The sequence below is a fragment of the Paraburkholderia caledonica NBRC 102488 genome (assembly GCF_000685095.1).
GTDB lineage: Bacteria > Pseudomonadota > Gammaproteobacteria > Burkholderiales > Burkholderiaceae > Paraburkholderia > Paraburkholderia caledonica.
Map to the genome: position 1 here is coordinate 1 of NZ_BAYE01000001.1, position 22,700 is coordinate 22,700.

Here is a 22,700-nt window from a genome sequence, read left to right on the forward strand (position 1 = left end):
CCAGCGCCAATGCGTCCACTTTTGTGGCGCTAGTCGAATGATGCCCAATCGGCTTCTTATAATTCGTTATCCCGAATTAATAATTCCGATCGACGAACAAGTCACGCGGGCCAAGCGCGCGGACATTCTCATACATGAGATGGTGAGCCAAAGCCGCCTGACGTTTTCGGACACACATCACGTCAATCAGATCCGACCGATTGACGCACTCACACGCGCCACCAGTAATCGCGGCGCGGCCAGCACACGTTGGCCGCTGATCTGCTATCGTCATCGGTATTCTTCCGAACGGGTGGCGACAATGGATCTCGGGCTGAAAGACAAAGTGGTGCTGATCACGGGCGGCAGCAAGGGAATCGGCTTTGCGTGCGCCCGGGCTTTCGCGCTGGAAGGTGCGAAGGTGGCGATCGTTTCGCGTGATCCCGCCAATCTGGCGCGCGCCTACGAACAGTTGAAACAGGAAGGCTTGCATGTGCATCGCACGCGCGCCGATCTGCATGAACCGCATAGCGCCGCCGACATCGTCGAGGAAGTGAGCACGGCCGTCGGCCCGATCGACGTGCTCGTCAACAGCGCCGGCGCGGCGCGTCGCTACGACCCCGAAACGCTCGATGCAGACGCGTTTCGCGCCACGATGGAAGCGAAGTATTTCCCTTACATCTACCCGCAGCAGGAAGTGCTGCGCCGCATGGCCGAGCGCGCGAAAAGCGGCGATCGTGGTGAACCCGGCACGATCGTCAACATCATCGGCATGGGCGGGAAGATCGCGAGCGATATCCATATCGCCGGCGGCGCCGCCAACGCCGCCCTGATGCTGGCCACGGTCGGCCTCGCTCATTACTACGCGCGCTACGGCATTCGCATCAACGCGATCAATCCGGGAGCGACGCTCACCGAGCGCGTCGAAGAAGCAGTCAAGCTCGAAGCAACACAACAAGGCATTCAGAGCGCGGAGGCGCTAGCGCGTGGGCAGGCCAGAGTGCCGCTTGGGCGTTACGCAAAGCCGGAGGAGATTGCAGACGTCGCGCTGTTTCTGGCGAGCCGCCGCGCGAGCTATGTGACGGGCGCGATCGTCCCGATGGATGGAGGCAGCGCGCCGCTAATCTGAGCGACACGCGTCGTGCGTCGAGGCTGTAGCACGGCGCTGCGGCTGCGGGGCGGACGGCCCTGCCGTCCGCCCCGCAGCCTGCCAGTTACAGGAAGTGGTGGCCGAGCCACCAGGCGGCGGCGGCGAGCGCCGCTGACGCCGGAATAGTCAGAATCCATGCCCAGACGATGTTGCCGGCCACGCCCCAGCGAACCGCGCTCAGCTTCTGCGTCGCGCCCACGCCGACGATCGCGCCGGTGATCGTGTGCGTGGTAGATACCGGAATACCGAGCCAGGACGCGGTGAACAACGTGATCGCCCCACCCGATTCGGCACAAAAACCGCCTACGGGCTTGAGCTTGGTAATTTTCTGACCCATGGTACGGACGATTCGCCAGCCGCCGAACAATGTGCCAACCCCCATCGACAGATAGCAGCCGCCAATCACCCACAGCGGCGGCGCCTCCGCGATCGACGACGCATAGCCCGTTGCGATCAGCAGCATCCAGATAATGCCGATGGTTTTCTGCGCGTCGTTCCCACCGTGGCCAAGGCTGTACAGACCCGCCGACACGAGTTGCAGACGCCGGAAGCGCCGGTCGACCTTGCTCGGCGGCGTACGGAAATAGATCCACGACACAGCCAGCATGAAAAACGAACCGAGCACAAAGCCGAGCAGCGGCGAAATAAAAATAAACGCCACCGTCTTGAGCAAGCCGTCGAAGTTGAGCGAACCCCAGCCAGACTTGGCAAGCGCCGAGCCGACCAGCCCGCCGATCAGTGCGTGCGAGGAACTCGACGGAATGCCATAGTGCCACGTGATCACGTTCCAGCCGATTGCGCCCACCAGGGCGCCGAAAATTACGTAATGATCGACGATGCCGGGGTCTATCGTGCCTTTGCCGACAGTCGCCGCCACTTTCAGGTGAAACACGAAATACGCGACGACGTTGAATGCCGCGGCGAAAGCCACTGCCTGCTGCGGCTTCAGGACGCCTGTCGAGACGACGGTGGCAATCGAATTGGCCGCGTCGTGAAAGCCGTTCATGAAGTCGAAAATGAGCGCGACGGCGACCAGGCCGGCCACGGCCCAGATAGCGAGTTGTATCGATTGCATTATGCGTTTTCCAGCACGATGCCTTCGATGATGTTTGCTACGTCTTCACACTTGTCCGTGATCGTTTCAAGCAATTCGTAAATGGCTTTGAGCTTGATCAGGGTTTTGACGTTGTCTTCTTCGCGAAAGAGCTTGGACATGGCCGAGCGCAATACCCGGTCGGCCTCGGACTCCAGCCGGTCGATGTCCTCGCACGCCTTGAGAATCTGGCTCGCCTGCTTCATGTCGGACAACAGGCTGACGGCGAATTGCACCCGCTCCGAAGTCGCCGTGCAGATGTGCGCAAGCTGACTTGCCTCGGAGGTGACCGACTGGACGTCGTAAAGGGAAATAGCGGTGGCGACGTCCTCCATCAGATCGAGGATGTCGTCCATCGTGGTGATCAGCTTATGGATCTCATCGCGGTCAAGCGGCGTGATGAAGGTCTTGTGCAGCAGGTCGATGGTTTCGTGCGTGAGCTTGTCTGCAGCCTTCTCGGCTTTCTGCACGTTTTGCTTATGAGTTTCGGCGTCTTGCAGGTTGTCGATCAGGAGCTCGAGTTCGCGGCTCGCCGAGACGATGCACTGTGCGTGCGCATTGAAAATATCAAAGAACTTGCCCTCGGTGGGCATGAATCGACCGAACATTGGGATCCCGAAAATTGGTCACTTAATGGCTGACATAAAACCGCCATATTGTACCGTTGCGGGCCCGATGTAGCACTTTGCAAAGCGCGGTTACAACAGCGGCTATTGCGTTTGCGCGATTTTCCGGTCGCGCCGCCGCTATTCGCGGTTAATCGCCGTAAAAATTCTGCGCGCCTGCAAAGTTGTCGAACTTCGTGTATTGGCCGTGGAACGTGAGCCGAACCGGTCCGATCGGGCCATTCCGCTGCTTGCCGATAATGATTTCCGCCGTACCTTTATCCTGGCTGTCGGGGTTATACACTTCGTCGCGGTAAATGAACAGGATCACGTCGGCGTCCTGCTCGATAGCGCCCGATTCCCGCAGATCCGACATGATCGGCCGCTTGTTCGGGCGTTGCTCCAGACCGCGATTGAGCTGCGACAAAGCGATGACTGGCACGTCCAGTTCTTTCGCGAGGCTCTTGAGCGATCGCGAGATTTCCGAGATTTCGGTGGCGCGGTTTTCACCCGACGACGATCCGCTCATCAACTGCAAGTAGTCGATGATAATGAGCCCGAGCTTTCCGCACTGACGCGACAGCCGCCGCGCGCGCGAGCGCAATTCCATCGGATTCAGACCGCCGGTTTCGTCGATGAAAATCTGCGCCTCGCTCATTTTCTGCACGGCGTGCGTGAGCTTCGGCCAATCCTCGTCGGTCAGGCGGCCGGTACGCATGCGGTGCTGATCGAGGCGGCCGACCGAGCCGAGCATACGCATGGTCAGTTGAGAGCCCGGCATTTCCATTGAGAACACAGCGACCGGCAAGCCGTATTCGACCGCGACGTACTCGCCGATGTTCATTGAAAACGCCGTCTTACCCATCGACGGACGTCCCGCAACAATAATCAGCTCGCCGCCGTGCATGCCCGAAGTCATGCGGTCGAGGTCGACAAAACCGGTCGGCGTGCCCGTCACGTCGCTCGGATTCGCCGTGTGATACAGGGTGTCGATCCGCTCGACGACCTGAGTCAGTAGCGGGCCGATTTCAAGAAAGCCCTGCGTGCCACGCGCACCGTCTTCCGCGATCGAAAACACCTTCGATTCCGCCTCGTCCAGCAATTGCCGGACTTCCTTGCCTTGCGGATTGAAAGCGTCGGCCGAGATTTCGTCGGCAACGGAAACCAGACGACGCAGCACCGCGCGGTCACGCACGATTTCCGCATAGCGCCGGATATTCGCCGCGCTCGGCGTGTTCTGCGCGAGTGCGTTCAGATACGCGAGGCCACCGACTTCTTCCGCCTTGCCCGATGTTCCGAGCGCTTCGTAAACGGTAATGACGTCGGCCGGACGCGTCGCCGCGATGAGCTTGCCGATGTGCTCGTAGATGATGCGGTGATCGTAGCGATAGAAATCGCTTTGCGACAGGAAATCGGCAATCCGGTCCCATGCCGCATTGTCCAACAGCAAACCGCCCAGCACCGATTGCTCGGCCTCGATCGAATGCGGCGGGACTTTCAGCGACTCGAGTTGGGGATCTTTGGACGGTGCGTTCATGGAGAGGAATTATCGTGGAAATCAGGCGACCGCGGCCAGCGGAACGAGCAAAAAATAACGCGCACAAAAAAGGCAGGGGCCGGTTGCCCGGCCCCTGCCCTCAGCCAGCAACAACCTGGCCAACACTATCTGATGCTTGATGCGGTCGATTCAGACGTGCTCTTAAACGTGCTCGCCGAGTACCGACACCGTCACGTCGACAACCACGTCGGTGTGCAGCGAAACCTGAATCGGGTGGTCGCCCACCGTCTTCAGCGGGCCTTCCGGCAGGCGAACTTGCGCCTTTTCAACCGCGAAGCCTTGCTTGCCCAGTGCTTCGGCGATGTCGGCGTTCGTCACCGAGCCGAACAGACGGCCGTCCACACCGGCCTTCTGGCCGATCTGAACCGTCGAACCGGCCAGCTTTTCGCCTTGAGCTTGAGCAGCAGCCAGCTTTTCAGCGGCGGTCTTTTCGAGTTCAGCGCGGCGGACTTCGAATTCGGCCAGCGCTTCCTTCGTTGCACGGCGAGCTTGCTTGTTCGGGATCAGGAAGTTACGTGCGTAACCGTCCTTGACCTTCACGATATCGCCCAGGTTGCCCAGATTGACGACTTTTTCCAGAAGAATGATTTGCATTCGGATGCTCCTTATCGCGTCGTCGGGTTAGGCCTTGTGCTGGTCGGTGTACGGCACGAGCGCGAGGAAACGTGCGCGCTTGATTGCCGTGTCCAGCTGGCGTTGATAGTGCGACTTCGTACCCGTGAGACGCGCCGGCGTGATCTTGCCGTTTTCGCCGATGAAGTCTTTCAGCGTTTCGATGTCTTTGTAGTCGATGTATTCGACGCCAGCAGCCGTGAAACGGCAAAACTTCTTACGCTTGAAAAGCGGATTTTGTTGCTGACGACGCTTGTCGAATTTCTTACCAGTCGGGCGGGGCATGTTCAGTCCTTTCCAATGTCCTGCAATGCTGTGATGTGAAATACCAGAGTTCTTGCGTTGCGGTGCTTTTTTGCCAGAAAGCCTGTGAAGAGCGTTTCCACGCCCATCGGACAGCTTTCCAGCTTACCGCTCGCCTCGCCTGCGGCTACCGCCTGCATGGTCAGTTCGACTTGCCGGGCGATACCGGCTTCGACGACTTCCGTGCGGTGGTGCAACGTGCAGCTGGCAATCGGAACGCCGGCGGGGGTGTACCGCACCGGTTCGCGTTCGACGACGCTGGCTGTGAGCTGCAGCCGGTTCATGAAGCCTTTGACAAGGGCGACGCTTGATCTGGTAGCTTAAATAGTGTGTCTTAAGCCTGCGCTTCGGACGGTTGCGTAGCAGCCGACTTCTTGGCTTCTTCGCGCTGCACTTCCTTCATCATCGGCGAAGGGCCGGTTTCGGCTTTCTTCATCTTGACGATGAGGTGACGCAGAACGGCGTCGTTGAACTTGAACGCGTGTTCCAGCTCGTCGAGCGTGGTCTGGTCGCATTCGATGTTCATGCAGACGTAGTGAGCCTTCGCGAGTTTCTCGATCATGTAGGCCAGTTGGCGACGGCCCCAGTCTTCGATACGGTGGATCTGGCCACCGTGCGACGTGATCGTGCTCTTGTAACGCTCGATCATGGCGGGCACCTGCTCGCTCTGATCGGGATGCACGATAAAGACGATTTCATAATGACGCATACACACTCCTTGTGCTGACTTTTGGATAGAAGCCACCCGGGCGTCGAACCGGTGTGGCAAGTGAGAAGCCGAAGATTGTAGCCCGATCGGGGACGGACTGCAAGACATTGCACCGTCCCGAGCTGCGATTGAGGCGTGTTTTCAACGATTTAGCATCCAACCTGAACGTGGCGCATGAACCAACGCCGTTCAAATTTAGCCTTCATGCGCTGCGGGCAGCTGCCGGCGCTGCTCCCTCACGCAGCTTCGCGGCCCGCGCCTATAGAGGCCGCTCCAAGCCTCGGCCCCATGCACAACACCGCGCCGCAGCGCAACCGAGCGCACCGCTCGCCCATGCGTGGTCGAGCGTCAGCGCTAAAGCGCGCTAATACCCCGGCCGGTTCCAATAATCCTCGCTTGCGTAGATCTCTTTCAGATAATCGATGAAATAGCGCACCTTGGCCGGCACGTAACGCTGCTGCGGGTAGACCGCCAGAATGTCGTAGTCGGGTAGCGCGAATTCGTCGAGCACCGTTTCCAGTTCACCGCGCGCGAGCTGTTGCTGGATTTCCCACGTGGACCGCCAGCCGAGTCCGAGCCCTTCGGACACCCAGCGGTGCAATAGTTCGCCGTCGTTGCAATCGAGCGTGCCGCCTACCCGCACCGTGACCAGCTTGCCGTTGCGGCGAAAATACCAGCCACGGTTCTGGCCGCCTTGCAGGTTGAATGCGAGACAGTTGTGCCGCGGCAGGTCTTCGAGCGTTTTGGGCCTGCCGTGCTGGCGAAAGTAATCCGGTGTGCCGCACACCACGCGCCGGTTTGACGCGAGTTTCACCGCCACGAAGTTCGGATCCACCGCGCCGCCGATCCGTATCGACAGGTCATAACCCTCCCGCACCAGATCCACGACGCGGTCGGTCAGGTTGAACGACACCTGCAATTCCGGCTTGTCGGCGACAAACGCCGGCGCGAGCGGCGCGACGTGCTTGCGGCCAAACGCAGCCGGCGCCGACACGATCAGATGCCCGTTCACCGCGCGCCGCCCGGCGCTCAGTTCGTTCTCGGCCTGGTCCCATTCGGTCAACAATCCGCGGCAACGTTCGAGAAAGGCCGCGCCGTCCTCGCTGACGACGAGCCGCCGCGTCGAGCGATACATCAGCTTTACGCCGAGGCGCTTTTCGAGCGCGTCGATGCGCCGCCCGAGGATCACCGGCGACACGCCCTCCTCCAGAGCCGCGGCCGCAAGGCTACCCGCGTCGGCGACGCGCACGAAGGTTTCAATCTGCTTGAATCGATCCATGTCGGTCTCCTTGCGGCTGCACGCTACCTATGCCCGCATTCCATACTTTTTGTTTCGAAATAAGCGACGCGGACTGATCTTATCAAACCTTTAGGTCAAGCCTAAAGTGCGTTCAAGAGCCTTATTCGCCAATTTCCAAACATTGAGGAGACATTCATGGCCAAGATGAGAGCCGTCGACGCCGCCGTGCTGGTGCTCGAAAAAGAAGGTATCGACACCGCGTTCGGCGTGCCGGGCGCAGCGATCAACCCGTTTTACTCGGCCATGCGTCGCGCGGGCAACATCAGCCACGTTCTCGCGCGGCACGTCGAGGGCGCTTCGCACATGGCCGAAGGCTATACGCGCGCGCAGCCCGGCAATATCGGCGTGTGCATCGGCACGTCGGGGCCTGCCGGCACCGACATGATCACCGGTTTGTACTCCGCTCAGGCCGACTCGATCCCTATTCTGGCTATCACCGGACAAGCGCCGCGCGCGCGCCTGTACAAAGAAGACTTCCAGGCCGTCGACATCGAATCGATTGCGAAGCCGGTCACCAAGTGGGCCGTGACCGTGCGCGAGCCGGCGCTCGTGCCGCGCGTGTTCCAGCAGGCTTTCCATCTGATGCGCTCGGGCCGTCCGGGACCCGTGCTGGTCGACTTGCCCATTGACGTGCAGCTCGCCGAAATCGAATTCGACATTGACACGTACGAACCGCTGCCGGTCTACAAGCCGAAGGCGACGCGCAAGCAGATCGAGGCCGCGCTCACCTTGCTCAACGATTCCGAGAAGCCGCTGATCGTCTCCGGCGGCGGCGTGCTGAACGCGGCCGCCGAGGAACTGCTCGTGCGCTTCGCCGAAACCGTCGGCGTGCCGGTGATCCCCACGCTGATGTCGTGGGGCGCGATTCCCGACGACCATCCGCTGATGGCCGGCATGGTCGGCCTGCAAACCTCGCACCGTTACGGCAACGCGACGATGCTCGCGTCCGACTTCGTGCTCGGCATCGGCAACCGCTGGGCGAACCGTCACACGGGCAGCATCGACGTTTATACGAAGGGCCGCAAGTTCGTGCACGTGGACATCGAGCCGACGCAAATCGGCCGTGTGTTCGGTCCGGACCTCGGCATCGTGTCGGACGCGAAGGCCGCGCTCGAACTGTTCGTCGAAGTCGCGAGCGAATGGAAGGCCGCAGGCAAGCTGAAGGATCGCAGCGCCTGGGTCGCCGATTGCCAGCAACGCAAGCAGACCATGCATCGCAAGACTCACTTCGACAACGTGCCGATGAAGCCGCAGCGCGTCTACGAAGAAATGAACCAGGTGTTTGGCCGCGACACGTGCTACGTGAGCACGATCGGCCTTTCGCAGATCGCCGGCGCACAGTTTCTTCATGTCTACAAGGCACGCAACTGGATCAACTGCGGCCAGGCCGGCCCCCTCGGCTGGACGATTCCGGCTGCGCTCGGCGTGCGTGCAGCGGATCCGCAACGGCCGATCGTCGCGCTCTCAGGCGACTACGACTTCCAGTTCATGATCGAAGAACTCGCGGCCGGCGCGCAATTCAAGCTGCCGTACGTGCATGTGGTCGTGAACAACTCGTACCTGGGCCTGATCCGCCAGGCGCAGCGCGCATTCGACATGGACTTCTGCGTGCAGCTCGGCTTCGAGAACATCAATTCGCCGGAGACCAACGGCTATGGCGTGGATCACGTTGCGGTAGCCGAAGGTCTCGGTTGCAAGGCGATTCGCGTATTCAAGCCGGAGGAACTCAAACCGGCGCTGCAAAAAGCACAGTCGATGCTCTCAGAGTTCAACGTGCCGGTGGTCGTCGAAGTGATTCTCGAACGCGTGACCAACATCTCGATGGGCACGGAGATCGACGCGATCAACGAGTTCGAGGAACTCGCCGTGACGCGCGAAGACGCGCCGACTGCAATCAGCATTCTCGACTGAGCTTGACGGCCGAAACCGCGGGGGCGCGATTGCACGACTGCACTGCAATCGCGCTATGAAGTTTTTCAATGACCGACCAGAGAGACCTGAGCACCATGCCCAAATTCGCAGCGAATCTCACGATGCTTTTCAACGAAGTTCCGTTCCTCGACCGCTTCGCGGCCGCAGCCGACGCGGGCTTTAACGCCGTCGAATTCCTGTTTCCGTATCCGTACCGGATCGCCGAGTTGAGCGAGCGTCTTCAGCAGAACCGGCTGAAGCTCGTGCTGCACAACCTGCCCGCGGGCAACTGGGAAGCTGGCGAGCGTGGCATTGCCTGCCTGCCCGATCGCGTAACCGAGTTCCAGGAAGGCGTTGGCCGTGCGATCGAATACGCGAGCGCGCTGAAGGTGCCGCAACTGAATTGCCTCGTCGGCATTCCGACGGCGGGTGTCGATGCCGACAAGGCGCGCGCGACCATCGTCGATAACCTGCGTTTTGCAGCGGGTGAATTGAAGAAGGCCGGTATCAGACTGCTAGTCGAGCCGTGCAACTCCTACGACATTCCGGGCTTCGCGTTGAATCGCTCAAGCGAAGGCCTCGACGTGATTCGCGCCGTGGGGTCGGACAATCTGTTCCTGCAATACGACATCTATCACATGCAACGGATGGAAGGCGAACTCGCGGCAACGATCAAAAAGAATCTGCCGCAAATCGCGCATATCCAGCTTGCCGACAACCCGGGGCGCAACGAACCCGGCACCGGCGAAATCAACTACCCGTTCCTGTTCGACCTGCTCGACACGATTGGCTACGACGGCTACGTGGGCTGCGAATACAAGCCGCGCACGAACACCAGTGCCGGCTTGTGCTGGGTGCAGAGCGTGGCCGGGCAAAGGCGCGGCGCCGCGCACGTCGCCGCCTGAACGATGCGCTGAACACCGCGTCGTGCAGATCGGGCGCGTGACGCGTCGAAAGAAGTCCCGTCAAGGGGCCGCAAACAACACTGGAAACACTGGAGATTCAGACACATGGCAAAGATCGGTTTCATCGGGCTCGGCATCATGGGCGCGCATATGGCGCGCAACCTCCTCAAGGGCGGTCACACGCTGTTCGTGAACGGCGCGTACCCGGTGCCCGAAGATCTGGGCAAGAGCACGAACGTGGTGGCCAATTCGACCGCTGTCGCGCAAGCCGCCGACATCGTCATCATCATGGTGCCCGACACGCCTGACGTGGCCAACGTTCTTTTCGCCGACGACGGCGTCGCCGCGGGCCTCACGGCAGGCAAGCTCGTGATCGACATGAGCTCGATCTCGCCGCTCGATACTCAGGCGTTCGCGAAGAAGATCAATGCGCTCGGCGTCGATTATCTCGATGCGCCGGTGTCCGGCGGCGAAGTCGGTGCACGCGAGGCAACGCTCACGATCATGGTCGGCGGCCCGGAGAAAGCCTTTGCGCAGGCAAAGCCGCTCTTCGAACTGATCGGCAAGAATATCTCGCTGATCGGCGACAACGGCGCGGGACAGACGTGCAAGGTCGCGAACCAGATCATCGTGGCGCTGAACATCGAGGCGGTGGCCGAAGCGCTACTGTTCGCATCGCGCTCGGGCGCCGATCCGGAACGTGTGCGCAAGGCGTTGATGGGCGGCTTCGCTTCATCGCGCATTCTGGAAGTGCACGGCGAGCGCATGACGAAGCGCACTTTCAATCCGGGCTTCCGGATCGAACTGCATCAGAAGGATCTGAACCTCGCACTCGACGGCGCGCGCAAGCTCGGCATCGCGCTGCCGCATACCGCGAGCGCACAGCAACTGTTCAGCATCTGCGCGGCGAACGGCGGCAAGGCGTGGGATCACTCTGCGATGGTTCGCGCACTCGAAATCATGGCGAATTACGAAGTCGCACAAGCGCCGGATACCGAAGCGAAAGCAGCTTGATCTTGCAACGTTTCTTCGCGGCCTGCGAAGCAGCAACAGCAACGGCCGCATGCATGGAGAAGCGTAAATAGCCCGGCAATACCGGTTGCCGCAGATATTGCCTCGTCAACGCTACGGCAATCGCAAGTGGGGCGCCCGGTTCGTCGCGCGGCATCGCGGCGGAACGGGCAAATCGTGCCGCTCTGGGCTGAGAGCGGCAAAGTGGGGTCCGCAGCGGCACCCGGCGGCGCCGGGGAAGCCTTGGTCGGTCAGACGTCGTCGTCGGGTGTCCGGCTGTCGGATTCATTCTCAGGTTTTCTCCGCCACTCACTGGCGTAGCGCACCCCCATGCGGCGCCGGGATGCACGCACGTTTGCATTTGCTTGCAACTTCGTTCGCTCTTCCTGATCTTTCTTGACACTTCGTCACCCGCTATCTCCTACACTCGTGTGTCGTTGCATGCATCCGGGCGCGCCTGCCGCCTGATCAACGCATTCGCGCTGTGCGGCGTGTTCCGCATCGCAACGAGTGCTTAACTCGTACGCAAAGCATGCTTGCGTACCAACATGAGGAGTGTGATCGATGGGTATTCTCAGTTTCATCAAGGAAGCCGGCGAAAAATTGTTCACCGCCGCGTCCACGACGGCCAAGGCCGAATCCGCGCCCGCCGCACCGGACCTCGCCGCGCTGAACAAGACCGCAGGCGACGCGATCGCCACTTACATCCGCAGCCAGGGTCTGAACGCAACGAATCTGCAGGTGACCTACGACGGCACGAGCCATACGGTCACCGTAGCGGGAGAAGCCGCCGACCAGCCGACCAAGGACAAGATCCTCGTGGCAGCCGGCAATGTGCAGAACGTCGACAAGGTCGACGACCAGTTGAGCGTGACCGCGCCCGCCGCAGCGCCCACGCAGTTCCACACGGTGGTGCCGGGCGACAACCTGTGGAAGATCGCGGAAAAGTACTACGGCAGCGGCGCTAAAAACGACGTGATCTTCCAGGCGAATACGCCGATGCTTAAAAGCCCGGACAAGATTTATCCCGGCCAGGTGCTGGTGATCCCGGCTGCGTAATAGTTGATCGCAAAGTTGATCGCAAACGCCCGCATCGGCGGGCAAAAACGCTGCGGTCAAACGCAACGCGGCGCTCGAAGTCATTACTCGAGCGCCGCGTTTTCTTTGAACAACTTTTGTTGAGCGCCGCGAGGCGTCAATACGTATCGAACGCTTTTTGCAGAGCGACAGGTCCGGCGCCGCCTGCGGCCAACGCCACCATCAGCAACACCCGCGCCTTGTACGGATTAAGCGAGCCGGCGCTGACAAAGCCGAGTGCATCGTCGGCAGCCGCGCCATTGCGCATCACATGCCCTGAGCCCACACGCGACGAACGCACTACCGCGACGCCCTGCGAAGCGGCATCGGCCAGAGCCTGCGTCAGCGACGCGTGAATCGAACCATTACCCGTGCCCGCAACGACGATGCCGCGCACGCCGGCTGTCACGAGCGCATCGACGGCAATGCGCGACACGCCGGCATAGCTCGCGACAATTTCCACATGCGGCCAGTTCGCACCGATCACGAATTCAGTCGACAACGTATGCGGACGTACGACGCTGCGCTGAAATTCGACGCGCCCGTCCTGCACCCAGCCAAGCGCGCCGACTTCGGGCGACTGAAATGCATCGACGGCATAGGTGCTCGTCTTGACCACGTCACGTGCACTGTGAATCTTGTTGTTGAATGCAACTAGAACGCCCTGTCCGCGCGCGCCGACATTTGCCGCGACGGTCACGGCGTTCAGCAGATTGAGCGGCCCATCGGCGGAAAGCGCGGACGCGGGGCGCATTGCCGCTGTCAGCACCACCGGTTTGTCGGACTTGACAGTCAGATGCAGCAGATACGCCGTTTCTTCGAGCGTATCGGTGCCATGCGTAACCACCACGCCGTCGATGTCGTCGTCAGCAAGCAGCACGTTGATGCGTTGCGCGAGCGCGGTCCACAGCGGCATCGCCATGTCCTTGCTGTCGACGCTCGCGATCTGCTCCGGCGCGATGCGGGCCACCGTCGACAACGACGGCACCACGGCCAGCAATTGCTCGACGCCGACCACGCCGGCCTGGTAGCCCGACGTATTGGTGGCGTCCGCGGCCGCGCCGGCAATCGTGCCGCCGGTGGCGAGCACGGCGATGCGCGGCAGCGGCGCGGCGGCGCTGGAAGAGGAAGAAGAAGTCTGTGGGTTCATGGCGGCGATTGTAAGCGATGACGCGCCGCCGGCGCGCGCCTTTAAAGCGGCCAGAAAAGCTTTCCCCGTCAGCGCTTCACACCGCCTCGCGCAACTGCGCGGCGATTTCCGCCTCGGTCAGTTGCGGTGCGAACATCTCGATCAAACGGTATGCATATGCGCGCAAAAACGCGCCCTTTCGCAAGCCGACCCGCGTCGTGCTCGCCTCGAACAGGTGCTGCGTGTCGAGCGCGACCAGTTCGCTGTCGCGCTTCGGGTCGTAGGCCATTGCCGCGACCACGCCGATACCCATGCCGAGTTCGACATAGGTCTTGATCACGTCGGCGTCGATCGCGGTCAGCACCACGTCGGGCAGCGCCCCCGCTTTCGCGAACGCCTGGTCGATATGCGAGCGGCCCGTGAAGTCCTGGTCATACGTGACGATCGGAAATTCGGCGATCTCGTCCAGCGTCAGATTGGGACGGCCGACGAGCGGATGATCTTTCGGCACGACCACGACGTGATGCCACGAATAGCATGGAAACGTGACGATGTCGGGGAAACGGTCGAGCGCTTCCGTCGAAATGCCGATATCCGCCTCGCCGTTGATGATCATCTGCGCGATCTGTTGCGGGCTACCCTGGCGCAGCGCCAGATGCACCTTCGGAAAAACCTCGGTGAATTGACGAATCACCTTCGGCAACGCGTAGCGTGCCTGCGTGTGCGTGGTCGCGACCACCAGATGGCCACTGTCCTGGTCCGCGTACTGGCGCGCGACGCGACGCAAATTTTCCGCGTCCAGCAGCATTCGCTCGATCAGTTGGTGCACCGCCTTGCCCGGCTCCGTGAGACCCGTGAGCCGCTTTCCGCGTCGAATGAAAATGTCGACGCCGAGTTCGTCCTCGAGATCCTTGATCTGTTTCGATACGCCCGACTGCGACGTGTAGAGCACGTTCGCCACTTCGGTCAGGTTCATGTTCTGACGCACGGCCTCGCGCACGAAGCGCAATTGCTGGAAGTTCATCTTGAAGAGTCCGGTTCAGCGAGAGTTGAGTTGTTCGAGTTATTTCAGTTCATCCGCGATGAGTCGCATCGGGTCATGCGCTCATTGCGCCGGGAAGACCCGCAGCGCACGCGGCACCGCCGTCACGCCGTCGCCGATCGAGAGTCGCAGCTCGCGCCATGCTTCCCGATCGAGTTCGGCTTCGAGCAGGTTGCCCTCGCGGCCCGCGAGCTCGACCCGCACGGAGCCGCCCAGTGTCACGACGCGCCGCACATCGACGACGATACCCTCGCGGTGCCCCGCCGACTGCGGATACAACTGCAAATCGTGCGGACGTACATAAGCGAAAGCCGGACCGTTGAAGTCGGTGCTGATGGCGACCGGCAACGCGGCGCCGTCTACCACGAATCCGCTCGCGTCGACGTTGCCGTGCAGTCGGTTCGCCGCGCCGAGAAACTCATACACAAACGACGTTTGCGGATGGTCGTACACGTCCTGCGGACTGCCGACCTGCTCCACGTGTCCACGATTGAGCACGACGATACGGTCTGCCACTTCGAGCGCCTCTTCCTGATCGTGCGTGACGAAAATCGTCGAGATATGCAGATCGTCGTGCAGACGCCGCAGCCAGCTGCGCAATTCCTTTCGGACCTTCGCATCGAGCGCGCCGAACGGTTCGTCGAGCAGCAGCACTTTCGGTTCGACAGCAAGCGCGCGTGCCAGCGCGATACGCTGCCGCTGCCCGCCCGACAATTCCGACGGATAGCGTTGCGCGAGCCAGTCGAGTTGCACGAGCTTGAGCAACTCATGCACCTTCTCGCGGATCACCGCTTCGGACGGACGCTCCTTCCGAGGCTTGACTCGCAGCCCGAACGCCACGTTCTCGAACACCGTCATATGACGGAACAGCGCGTAATGCTGGAACACGAAACCCACTTCGCGTTCACGCGCGCCGACGGTCGCAACGTCCTGGCCCTGCAGGACGACCTGGCCGCCGTCCGCGTATTCAAGGCCCGCGATCACGCGCAGCAACGTGGTCTTGCCGCACCCCGAGGGCCCGAGCAGCGCAACCAGTTCGCCCGGCGGAAAATCGAGCGAGACGTTATCGAGCGCGACGAAATCGCCGAAGCGCTTCTGCAGGTTACGTACGGTGATACCCATTACAGCTCTCCTTGCTTGAGCGGGTGTTGCTGCGAAGATTGCATGTTCAGCGAGTGCGCGGTCGACGGCAAAGCGGACGGCAGCGTGACGGGTCCGGCGTGCGCCGGCACGTCGCGGGCGTCCGACAGTTCCGCCGACATATGACGCTCGGCGAGCAGTTTCAGTGCGAGCGTCACGAGCGCGAGCAAGGCCAGCACCGACGCCACGGCGAACGCCGCCGAGAAGTTGTATTCGTTGTAGAGAATTTCGACGTGCAGCGGCATGGTGTCCGTCTGGCCGCGAATATGGCCCGATACGACCGACACCGCGCCGAACTCGCCCATCGCGCGTGCGTTGCACAGAATCACGCCATACAGCAGGCCCCATTTCACATTGGGCAGCGTGACGCGGCGAAAGATCTGCCAGCCGGACGCGCCGAGCACATGCGCGGCTTCCTCTTCGTCGTTACCTTGCGCCTGCATCAGCGGGATCAGTTCGCGCGCGACGAACGGGAACGTCACGAAGATCGTTGCGAGCACAATGCCGGGCACGGCGAAGATGATCTGCACGTTATGCGCTTGCAGCCACGGACCGAACCATCCTTGCGCGCCGAACATCAACACGTAGATAAGACCGGAGATCACGGGCGAGACCGAGAACGGCAGATCGATCAGCGTGGTGAGGAGCGCCTTGCCGCGAAACTCGAACTTCGCGATGCACCACGAAGCCGCGAGGCCGAACACCAGATTGAGCGGCACGGCGATTCCCGCTGTAATCGCCGTCAGCTTGATGGCCGCCAGTGCGTCCGGATCGGCGAGCGACTCCAGATAAAAGCCAAGCCCCTTGTTCAACGCCTGATAAAACACGGCGACGAGCGGCACGACGAGAAACAGCCCGAGAAACAGCAGCGCAATGCCGGTCAGAATCCAGCGTACGAGCGGCGGTTCAGTGACCGGATCGGGCCGGCGCGCAATGTTCAGTGGCGCGCGCGGAGCCACGGCGTGCGCCTTGACGCTGCCGGGGTTATCGACGTGACCTGCTGAATGGCGGCTCATTGCGCACCTCCGCCAATGCTTGCAACGCTCGCTGCGCCGGGCGCCGGACCTGCGTTGCCGCGACTCGTGCGGCGCTGCAAATACCACTGCAGCGTATTGATGAAAAGCAGCATCAGAAACGAGACGACGAGCATCACGACGGCGAGCGCCGTCGCGCCGGCGTAGTCATACTGCTCGAGCTTCGTGATGATGAGCAGCGATGTGATTTCCGACTTCATCGGCACATTGCCCGCAATGAAAATGACCGAGCCGTATTCGCCCAGTGCGCGCGCGAACGCGAGCGCGAAGCCCGTCAGCAGTGCCGGCAACACCGCCGGCAACACCACGCGCCGAAATGTCAGCCAGCGCGATGCACCGAGGCAAGCGGCAGCCTCTTCCTGCTCGCGCTCGAACTCTTCGAGCACCGGCTGCACCGTGCGCACGACGAACGGCAAACCGATAAAGGTCAGCGCGACGAGCACGCCCACCGGCGTAAAAGCGACCTTCAGACCGAGCGGCTCCAGGAATTGTCCAATCCAGCCGTTGCCCGCGTACACGGCCGCGAGCGAAATGCCCGCCACCGACGTGGGCAGTGCAAACGGCAGATCGACCACGGCGTCGACGATGCGCTTGAACGGAAACCTGTACCGCACGAGCACCCATGCGACCAGAAAGCCGAACACCGCGTTGATCAGTGCGCCGCCGAGCGCGGAGAAGAATGTCAGCCGGTACGAGGCCAACACGCGCGGCGAGCTGACGGCGCGCACGAACTGACTCCAGTCGAGGGTGGCTGTCTTCAGAAAAGTCGCCGCGAGCGGAATCAGCACCACGAGGCTCAGATAAGCCACCGTGATGCCGAGTGTCAGGCCGAAACCGGGCAAGGCGCTTGGTTTGCGGAAGGTCAACGTGGTCATGCTCGATACTCTTTCGGTTGATGCTCGTGTTGCTGGCCGCCTGGTCCTGATCGGCCAAAAGCGCGCCAGTGGCGCGCTCCGGAAAGTGCCGCGCCGTGGCGCGTCGCGTTGCCTCGGTCTGCGCCTGCCGCGGCGCGGACCTAAGCTATGTTACTGAGGCTGGTAGATCGAATCGAACACGCCGCCGTCGGCAAAGTGCGTCTTCTGCGCGTTGGCCCAGCCGCCGAACGAATCGTCGACCGTGTACAGCTTCAGCTTCGGAAACTTCGCGGTCAGTTCGGCCGGAACCTTGTTAGAACGCGGACGGTAGAAGTTCTTCGCGGCGATTTCCTGGCCCTGCTCGCTGTACAGGAAATTCAGATACGCTTCGGCCAGCTTGCGCGTGCCATGCTTGTCGACGACCTTATCCACCACCGCAACCGGCGGCTCGGCCAGAATGCTCACGGACGGCACGACGATTTCGAACTTGTCCGGACCGAATTCCTTCAGCGACAGGAACGCCTCGTTTTCCCACGCAATCAGCACGTCGCCGATGCCGCGTTGCACGAAGCTGGTAGTCGCGCCGCGCGCTCCGGAATCGAGCACGCCGGCATTCTTGTACAGCTTGCCGACAAACTCCTTGGCCTTCTGGTCATTGCCGCCCGGCTGATGCGCTGCATACGCCCATGCCGCGAGATAGTTCCAGCGCGCGCCGCCCGAGGTCTTCGGATTCGGCGTCACGATCGACACGCCGGGTTTGGTCAGATCGTCCCAATCCTTGATGTGCTTCGGATTGCCCTTGCGCACCAGAAACACGATCGTCGACGTGTACGGCGACGCGTTGTCGGGCAAGCGCTTCTGCCAGCCTTTATCGATCAAACCCTTGTTCGCGATGGCGTCGATGTCATAAGCGAGCGCGAGCGTCACGACGTCGGCCTGCAAGCCGTCGAGCACCGAGCGCGCCTGCGCCCCCGAGCCGCCGTGCGACTGCTTGAACGTGACGGTCTCGCCGGTCTTCGCCTTCCACTCTTTGGCGAAAGCCTGATTCACGTCCTGGTAGAGCTCGCGCGTGGGGTCGTAGGAAACATTCAACAGCGTCGTGTCGGCGGCTTGCGCCTGGCCTGCCGCGCCAAGGGCGCCGAGCACGGCTGCCGCGCCGAACGCGAGCGCTGCGATAAGTTTTCGGCTCCTGCCTGCAGGGCCCGCTTCGTGATGGTTCATGCCAAGTTCTCCGCGTATTGGTGCGCTGATACAGCGTGTGTGTTGTTTTGCGTCGGGTCACGTGCACATGAGCGACTGGAGGCCAGTCTATCCAGGGGCTTTCATCATTAAAAATAATGTTTATTCATTTTTTAATACGCAAAAGTGGTAATGACAGCCAGATAAGGCGTTGCGGCATGAAAACGGATGTCTTGACGCCGATTTACGACGTTGCAGCGAGGGGTCGGCTCCCAAACTTAAAGTAAAGCTTGAATTGCGTCGGATACTGTATAAAAATACAGGCACCTGTTCATCCATACAGTGGCGCCATGACCAAACTCACCGCACGACAGCAGCAGGTTTTCGATCTGATCCGCCGGGCCATAGAGCGCACCGGTTTTCCGCCCACGCGTGCGGAAATCGCCGCCGAACTGGGCTTCAGTTCGGCCAATTCGGCCGAAGAGCATCTGCGGGCGCTTGCACGCAAGGGCGTGATCGAACTCGCGGCCGGCGCGTCGCGCGGTATTCGGCTGCTTGCTGGACCGGACGAGGCGCCGCATCAGTTCACGTTGCCGCACGCCAGCATCATGCAACTGTCGCTGCCGCTCATCGGCCGGGTTGCCGCCGGTAGCCCGATCCTCGCGCAGGAACATATCGCCCAACACTATGCGTGCGACCCGGCGCTCTTCTCGAGCAAGCCCGATTACCTGCTCAAGGTGCGCGGGCTGTCCATGCGCGACGCGGGTATCTTCGACGGCGATCTGCTCGCGGTGCAGAAAAGAAGCGAGGCCAAAGACGGCCAGATCATCATTGCCCGACTTGGCGACGACGTCACGGTCAAGCGCCTGAAGCGCCGCGCGAACGGTATCGAGTTGATTGCCGAGAACCCCGATTACGAGAACATCTTCGTTGAGACAGGCAGCGCGGATTTCGCGCTGGAAGGCATCGCTGTCGGGCTGATCCGCCCGGGCGAATTCTGATAGCACGGGGTTGGCTCAATGAGCGACAAGCTCAGTGCGTCATTAGCCAACCGCTCGCCTGCTCACCGACTAAAGCAGTACTCATGTTGAATCGCCCGGAGAGACTCATGGAACGCCTTGCCCGCCTGTTGCCATTTCGCCAGTTCGGCCGTCTGCGCCATCTGCGCAAGCTGGTGCCTTGCTCACTGATCGAAGCGTCCACGGCCGCTACCGCGTCGCTGTTCGACTCGCCCGCTCACGGGTCCGACCTGCGGGCTGCGTTGCCGTCTTCACTGCCCGCATTCGCTCGCGTGTCGCTGAATTCGGGGCTCAATACTGCCGAGCCTGAGCGCCGTGCGCCGGTGCGCGTGTACCACGGGCCGTCGCGGCTCATCATGGTCGGCACCGTAGACGCGGTGTGCCGCATGATTGACCGTTGCATCGCCGAGGAAACCAACGTCCACGGTGCGGTGTTCGAGTCCTGATGAGTTGTGAGGTGTGGGGCGCGTCGCTCACATGGTTTGTGGCAGCGCACGGATCGTTTCAGCGCGGTTGCGGTCCACGTTAGATCACACCTGATGGAGATTTCCGCTCGATGGCAGTTTCGACACCCAGGAAGCGCAGCACACGTCCGCTTGCAGTCACGCTTATTGTCACGTTGATAGTGATCGCGTTGATCGCGGCGTTGGGCTTCGCTTATGCCTCCCCGTATATCGCGCTCAATAACCTCAAACGCGCCGCCGACGCACGTGACGCGCAGACGGTGAATCGGTACGTCGATTTTCCCGCGTTGCGCGAGAGCCTGAAGCAGCAAGTCACGGGCTTGCTGACGCGGCGGCTGGACTCACACGGAAACGGCAATCCGTTGGCTGCGATCGGCGCGATGATTGGCGTCGCATTGATCGGCCCGCTCGTCGACGCGTATGCAACACCCGACGGCGTGGCTGCGCTGTTGAACGGCATGCCGCCGCGCGGCAAGCCGGGTGAGCGGCCCAATGCCGCGCCGGTCACCGGCAATCCGCCCGCCGCGAATGCGCCCGCCCCCGAATCGTCCGGTGCGGACAGCCGCACGCCCGGCGGCGCTACGGGTGATCCGAACGGCAACGCGGTTAGCAGGGCCACCCCGCCGCAACCGCCGCAACCGCCGCAAACCACAGCCGGCTATCGCGGCATCAACGAGTTCGCCGTCACATACCAGCACGGTGCGGGGGACGCGCGTTACTCCGCCATCTTCATGCGCGAGGGTCTTTTCACGTGGAAGCTGGCGGCGGTCAATCTGAACGAGTGAGCGCCAGCGGCTTGTCAGATCGAACGCGCACGCGGCCGATCTGACGCAATGCACTCGTAATGCACGCGCCGCCCGCTACTCCGTCCTCCGCGTTCATCCGGCCCAAAGCTCACGAGCACCCACCCGCACGAAGGCTGCACGCCTGGCGCGGGTGGTCGTGCACCCGAACCGCATCGTCAGGCCGCTTCCTGCTGCTGCTCATGCGCTGAAGAGCACGCGACCAGAATGCTGCATGACACCCGGTCGAGCAGCGGTGTATTGCCAGCACCCATCCACCACCGGGACAAGCCTGTGCGGCAACGGTGGCCCACCACCACCAGGTCGACGTGCAACTCGTTGGCAAGATTGGCGATCTCGTCGATCGGATGGCCGAACGCAAAGTGACCCTGCGCGTTGACGCCGCGCTCGGTCAGCCAGTCCACGCCCTCTTGCAGGATGTCCCGCGCCGTCTTTTCGAAGCTGCCGCACGCGACGTCGGTCAGCAGGCCCGCGCTTTGCGCAATGCTCGAGCGCATGTCGACCACCGAAAGCAGATGCGTTTGCGCCTTCAGATCCAGCGCAAGGTCGGCGCCGCAACGCAGAGCCTTGCGGCCTTCGCGCGAGCCGTCGTAGCACAGCAGGATTTTCTGGTAGCTCGCCATCGTTTTTCCCCTTTCCGCAAAAGCGCGGTCTGAATCAATCATGGTGCGCCGCAATTCAGCTTGCAAGGGATGGAAAACGCTAAGTGCGATCGATGCACGCCCCGCCCTTGTGCATAGGAGGCACACTCAGTGAGGACAACGCTAGCGACGCCTCTGCGGCAGTGCAAGAACGCGGCGCGTGGCGCGCTCCTTAACCCGCCATTTCCCCGCTGATGACCTAGAATGAGCAGCCTTCCCGTCGATTCGCCTCTTTTGCCTGAGCCTCGATCCCTATCCATGCCCGACACCGCTATCGAATTCCAGCAGGTTGAAAAAAGTTACGGCGAAAAGAAAGTTGTCGACGGACTGTCGTTTCATGTCGACGTCGGAGAGTGTTTCGGCCTGCTTGGACCGAACGGCGCCGGCAAGACCACCACATTGCGCATGCTGCTCGGCATCGCCGCGCCCGACGGCGGCTCGATCCGCCTGTGCGGCGAGCCGATTCCCGGCCGGGCGCGCATCGCGCGGGCACGCGTGGGCGTGGTGCCGCAGTTCGATAATCTCGATCCCGACTTTACCGTCCGCGAAAACCTGCTGGTGTTCGGCCGCTACTTTGGCCTGAGCGCCGCGCAATGCCGCGCGATGGTGCCGTCGCTGCTGGAATTCGCGCGGCTGGAGAGCAAGGCCGACGCGCGTGTGAGCGAACTGTCGGGCGGCATGAAGCGGCGCCTCACGCTCGCGCGGGCGCTCGTCAACGATCCCGACGTACTGATCATGGACGAGCCGACTACCGGCCTCGACCCGCAGGCACGGCATCTCATCTGGGAGCGACTGCGCTCGCTGCTCGCGCGTGGCAAGACGATCTTGTTGACCACCCACTTCATGGAAGAGGCCGAGCGGCTATGCGACCGGCTGTGCGTGATCGAAGAAGGACGCAAGATTGCGGAAGGCGCGCCAAGGGAGTTGATCGAGTCGGAAATCGGCTGCGACGTCATCGAGATCTTCGGCCCCGATCCGTTCGCATTACGCGATGAGCTTGCGCCGCTCGCACAGCGAACCGAGATCAGCGGTGAGACGCTCTTCTGTTATGTGAACGACGCCGGGCCAGTGCATGCGCGACTGAAGCAGCGAGCGGACCTGCGCTATCTGCACCGCCCGGCGAATCTCGAGGACGTATTCCTGCGTCTCACGGGTCGTGAGATGCAGGACTGACTTCCATCG

Annotated in this window: 23 protein-coding genes and 1 pseudogene; 9 read left to right on the forward strand and 15 right to left on the reverse strand. The window is 61.7% G+C overall.

Annotation, left to right across the window (positions count from 1 at the left end):
• The first annotated feature begins 301 nt into the window (after positions 1-301).
• Positions 302-1,108 carry an SDR family NAD(P)-dependent oxidoreductase gene (locus tag BCA01S_RS00005; protein WP_027775182.1) on the forward strand — a complete coding sequence of 269 codons (807 nt, stop codon included), beginning with the start codon at positions 302-304 and terminating at the stop codon, positions 1,106-1,108.
• 85 nt (positions 1,109-1,193) lie between these two features.
• On the opposite strand, the gene BCA01S_RS00010 is transcribed toward BCA01S_RS00005, so the two are convergent.
• The 8 genes from BCA01S_RS00010 to BCA01S_RS00045 all read right to left on the reverse strand — a co-directional run bounded on the left by BCA01S_RS00010 (position 1,194) and on the right by BCA01S_RS00045 (position 7,288).
• Complete coding sequence (locus BCA01S_RS00010; RefSeq protein WP_027775183.1) at positions 1,194-2,204, reverse strand: inorganic phosphate transporter; 1,011 nt, start codon at positions 2,202-2,204, stop codon at positions 1,194-1,196.
• Positions 2,204-2,830: a DUF47 domain-containing protein gene (locus BCA01S_RS00015; protein ID WP_020065811.1), complete on the reverse strand. Its 627-nt coding sequence runs from the start codon at positions 2,828-2,830 to the stop codon at positions 2,204-2,206. The genes BCA01S_RS00010 and BCA01S_RS00015 overlap by 1 nt, the downstream gene beginning before the upstream one ends.
• Positions 2,831-2,978: 148 nt before the next feature.
• Positions 2,979-4,364, reverse strand: a complete 1,386-nt coding sequence (locus BCA01S_RS00020) for a replicative DNA helicase (protein ID WP_020065810.1) — start codon at positions 4,362-4,364, stop codon at positions 2,979-2,981.
• Positions 4,365-4,526: 162 nt separating this feature from the next.
• The gene (gene rplI, locus BCA01S_RS00025) at positions 4,527-4,979 is read right to left on the reverse strand and encodes a 50S ribosomal protein L9 (RefSeq protein ID WP_020065809.1); all 453 of its coding nucleotides are present in this window, start codon (positions 4,977-4,979) and stop codon (positions 4,527-4,529) included.
• Positions 4,980-5,006: 27 nt separating this feature from the next.
• Positions 5,007-5,282, reverse strand: coding sequence for a 30S ribosomal protein S18 (gene rpsR, locus BCA01S_RS00030; RefSeq protein WP_006048825.1), 276 nt, complete (start codon positions 5,280-5,282; stop codon positions 5,007-5,009).
• Between the two features lie 2 nt (positions 5,283-5,284).
• Positions 5,285-5,584 carry a primosomal replication protein N gene (gene priB / locus BCA01S_RS00035; protein WP_020065808.1) on the reverse strand — a complete coding sequence of 100 codons (300 nt, stop codon included), beginning with the start codon at positions 5,582-5,584 and terminating at the stop codon, positions 5,285-5,287.
• 50 nt (positions 5,585-5,634) lie between these two features.
• Complete coding sequence (gene rpsF, locus BCA01S_RS00040; RefSeq protein ID WP_006048823.1) at positions 5,635-6,009, reverse strand: 30S ribosomal protein S6; 375 nt, start codon at positions 6,007-6,009, stop codon at positions 5,635-5,637.
• Between the two features lie 364 nt (positions 6,010-6,373).
• Positions 6,374-7,288: a LysR family transcriptional regulator gene (locus BCA01S_RS00045; RefSeq protein ID WP_027775184.1), complete on the reverse strand. Its 915-nt coding sequence runs from the start codon at positions 7,286-7,288 to the stop codon at positions 6,374-6,376.
• Positions 7,289-7,444: 156 nt separating this feature from the next.
• On the opposite strand from BCA01S_RS00045, the gene gcl reads away from it, so the two are divergent.
• The 4 genes and pseudogenes from gcl (at position 7,445) to lysM (ending at position 12,195) form a co-directional block, all read left to right on the forward strand.
• Positions 7,445-9,220, forward strand: a complete 1,776-nt coding sequence (gene gcl, locus BCA01S_RS00050; protein ID WP_027775185.1) for a glyoxylate carboligase — start codon at positions 7,445-7,447, stop codon at positions 9,218-9,220.
• Positions 9,221-9,315: 95 nt separating this feature from the next.
• Positions 9,316-10,125 carry a hydroxypyruvate isomerase gene (gene hyi, locus BCA01S_RS00055; RefSeq protein WP_027775186.1) on the forward strand — a complete coding sequence of 270 codons (810 nt, stop codon included), beginning with the start codon at positions 9,316-9,318 and terminating at the stop codon, positions 10,123-10,125.
• Positions 10,126-10,209: 84 nt separating this feature from the next.
• Positions 10,210-11,139: pseudogene (locus tag BCA01S_RS00060) on the forward strand (2-hydroxy-3-oxopropionate reductase); the annotation flags it as partial.
• Between the two features lie 561 nt (positions 11,140-11,700).
• A complete protein-coding gene (gene lysM / locus BCA01S_RS00065) occupies positions 11,701-12,195 on the forward strand; it encodes a peptidoglycan-binding protein LysM (protein WP_027775188.1) in 495 nt (164 codons plus the stop codon).
• A 136-nt stretch (positions 12,196-12,331) separates the two neighbouring features.
• Here the strand turns inward: lysM and BCA01S_RS00070 are convergent, their stop codons facing one another.
• From BCA01S_RS00070 to BCA01S_RS00095, 6 genes are all read right to left on the reverse strand, one after another.
• The gene (locus BCA01S_RS00070) at positions 12,332-13,363 is read right to left on the reverse strand and encodes an asparaginase (protein WP_027775189.1); all 1,032 of its coding nucleotides are present in this window, start codon (positions 13,361-13,363) and stop codon (positions 12,332-12,334) included.
• A 76-nt stretch (positions 13,364-13,439) separates the two neighbouring features.
• The gene (locus BCA01S_RS00075; protein ID WP_020065801.1) at positions 13,440-14,366 is read right to left on the reverse strand and encodes a CysB family HTH-type transcriptional regulator; all 927 of its coding nucleotides are present in this window, start codon (positions 14,364-14,366) and stop codon (positions 13,440-13,442) included.
• Positions 14,367-14,447: 81 nt separating this feature from the next.
• Positions 14,448-15,506: a sulfate/molybdate ABC transporter ATP-binding protein gene (locus BCA01S_RS00080; RefSeq protein WP_027775190.1), complete on the reverse strand. Its 1,059-nt coding sequence runs from the start codon at positions 15,504-15,506 to the stop codon at positions 14,448-14,450.
• Positions 15,506-16,540: a sulfate ABC transporter permease subunit CysW gene (gene cysW, locus BCA01S_RS00085; RefSeq protein WP_027775191.1), complete on the reverse strand. Its 1,035-nt coding sequence runs from the start codon at positions 16,538-16,540 to the stop codon at positions 15,506-15,508. The genes BCA01S_RS00080 and cysW overlap by 1 nt, the downstream gene beginning before the upstream one ends.
• On the reverse strand, positions 16,537-17,433 hold the full coding sequence (gene cysT / locus BCA01S_RS00090; RefSeq protein WP_020065798.1) for a sulfate ABC transporter permease subunit CysT: 897 nt from the start codon (positions 17,431-17,433) through the stop codon (positions 16,537-16,539). Before cysT ends, cysW begins: the two co-directional genes overlap by 4 nt.
• Positions 17,434-17,583: 150 nt before the next feature.
• Positions 17,584-18,633 (reverse strand): sulfate ABC transporter substrate-binding protein, encoded by a 1,050-nt coding sequence (locus BCA01S_RS00095; protein ID WP_027775192.1) that lies wholly within the window; start codon positions 18,631-18,633, stop codon positions 17,584-17,586.
• A gap of 308 nt (positions 18,634-18,941) precedes the next feature.
• Between BCA01S_RS00095 and lexA the strand changes: the two genes are divergently transcribed.
• The 3 genes from lexA (at position 18,942) to BCA01S_RS00110 (ending at position 20,859) form a co-directional block, all read left to right on the forward strand.
• Entirely contained in the window at positions 18,942-19,592 is a 651-nt protein-coding gene (lexA, locus tag BCA01S_RS00100; RefSeq protein WP_027775193.1) for a transcriptional repressor LexA, read from the forward strand.
• A gap of 107 nt (positions 19,593-19,699) precedes the next feature.
• Positions 19,700-20,056, forward strand: coding sequence for a hypothetical protein (locus BCA01S_RS00105; protein WP_027775194.1), 357 nt, complete (start codon positions 19,700-19,702; stop codon positions 20,054-20,056).
• 110 nt (positions 20,057-20,166) lie between these two features.
• Entirely contained in the window at positions 20,167-20,859 is a 693-nt protein-coding gene (locus BCA01S_RS00110) for a DUF2939 domain-containing protein (protein ID WP_027775195.1), read from the forward strand.
• A gap of 176 nt (positions 20,860-21,035) precedes the next feature.
• On the opposite strand, the gene BCA01S_RS00115 is transcribed toward BCA01S_RS00110, so the two are convergent.
• Positions 21,036-21,500: a universal stress protein gene (locus BCA01S_RS00115; protein WP_020065794.1), complete on the reverse strand. Its 465-nt coding sequence runs from the start codon at positions 21,498-21,500 to the stop codon at positions 21,036-21,038.
• A 276-nt stretch (positions 21,501-21,776) separates the two neighbouring features.
• Here BCA01S_RS00115 and nodI point away from each other — a divergent pair, with 276 nt between their 5' ends.
• Positions 21,777-22,691: a nodulation factor ABC transporter ATP-binding protein NodI gene (gene nodI / locus BCA01S_RS00120; RefSeq protein WP_027775196.1), complete on the forward strand. Its 915-nt coding sequence runs from the start codon at positions 21,777-21,779 to the stop codon at positions 22,689-22,691.
• Positions 22,692-22,700: the final 9 nt, after the last annotated feature.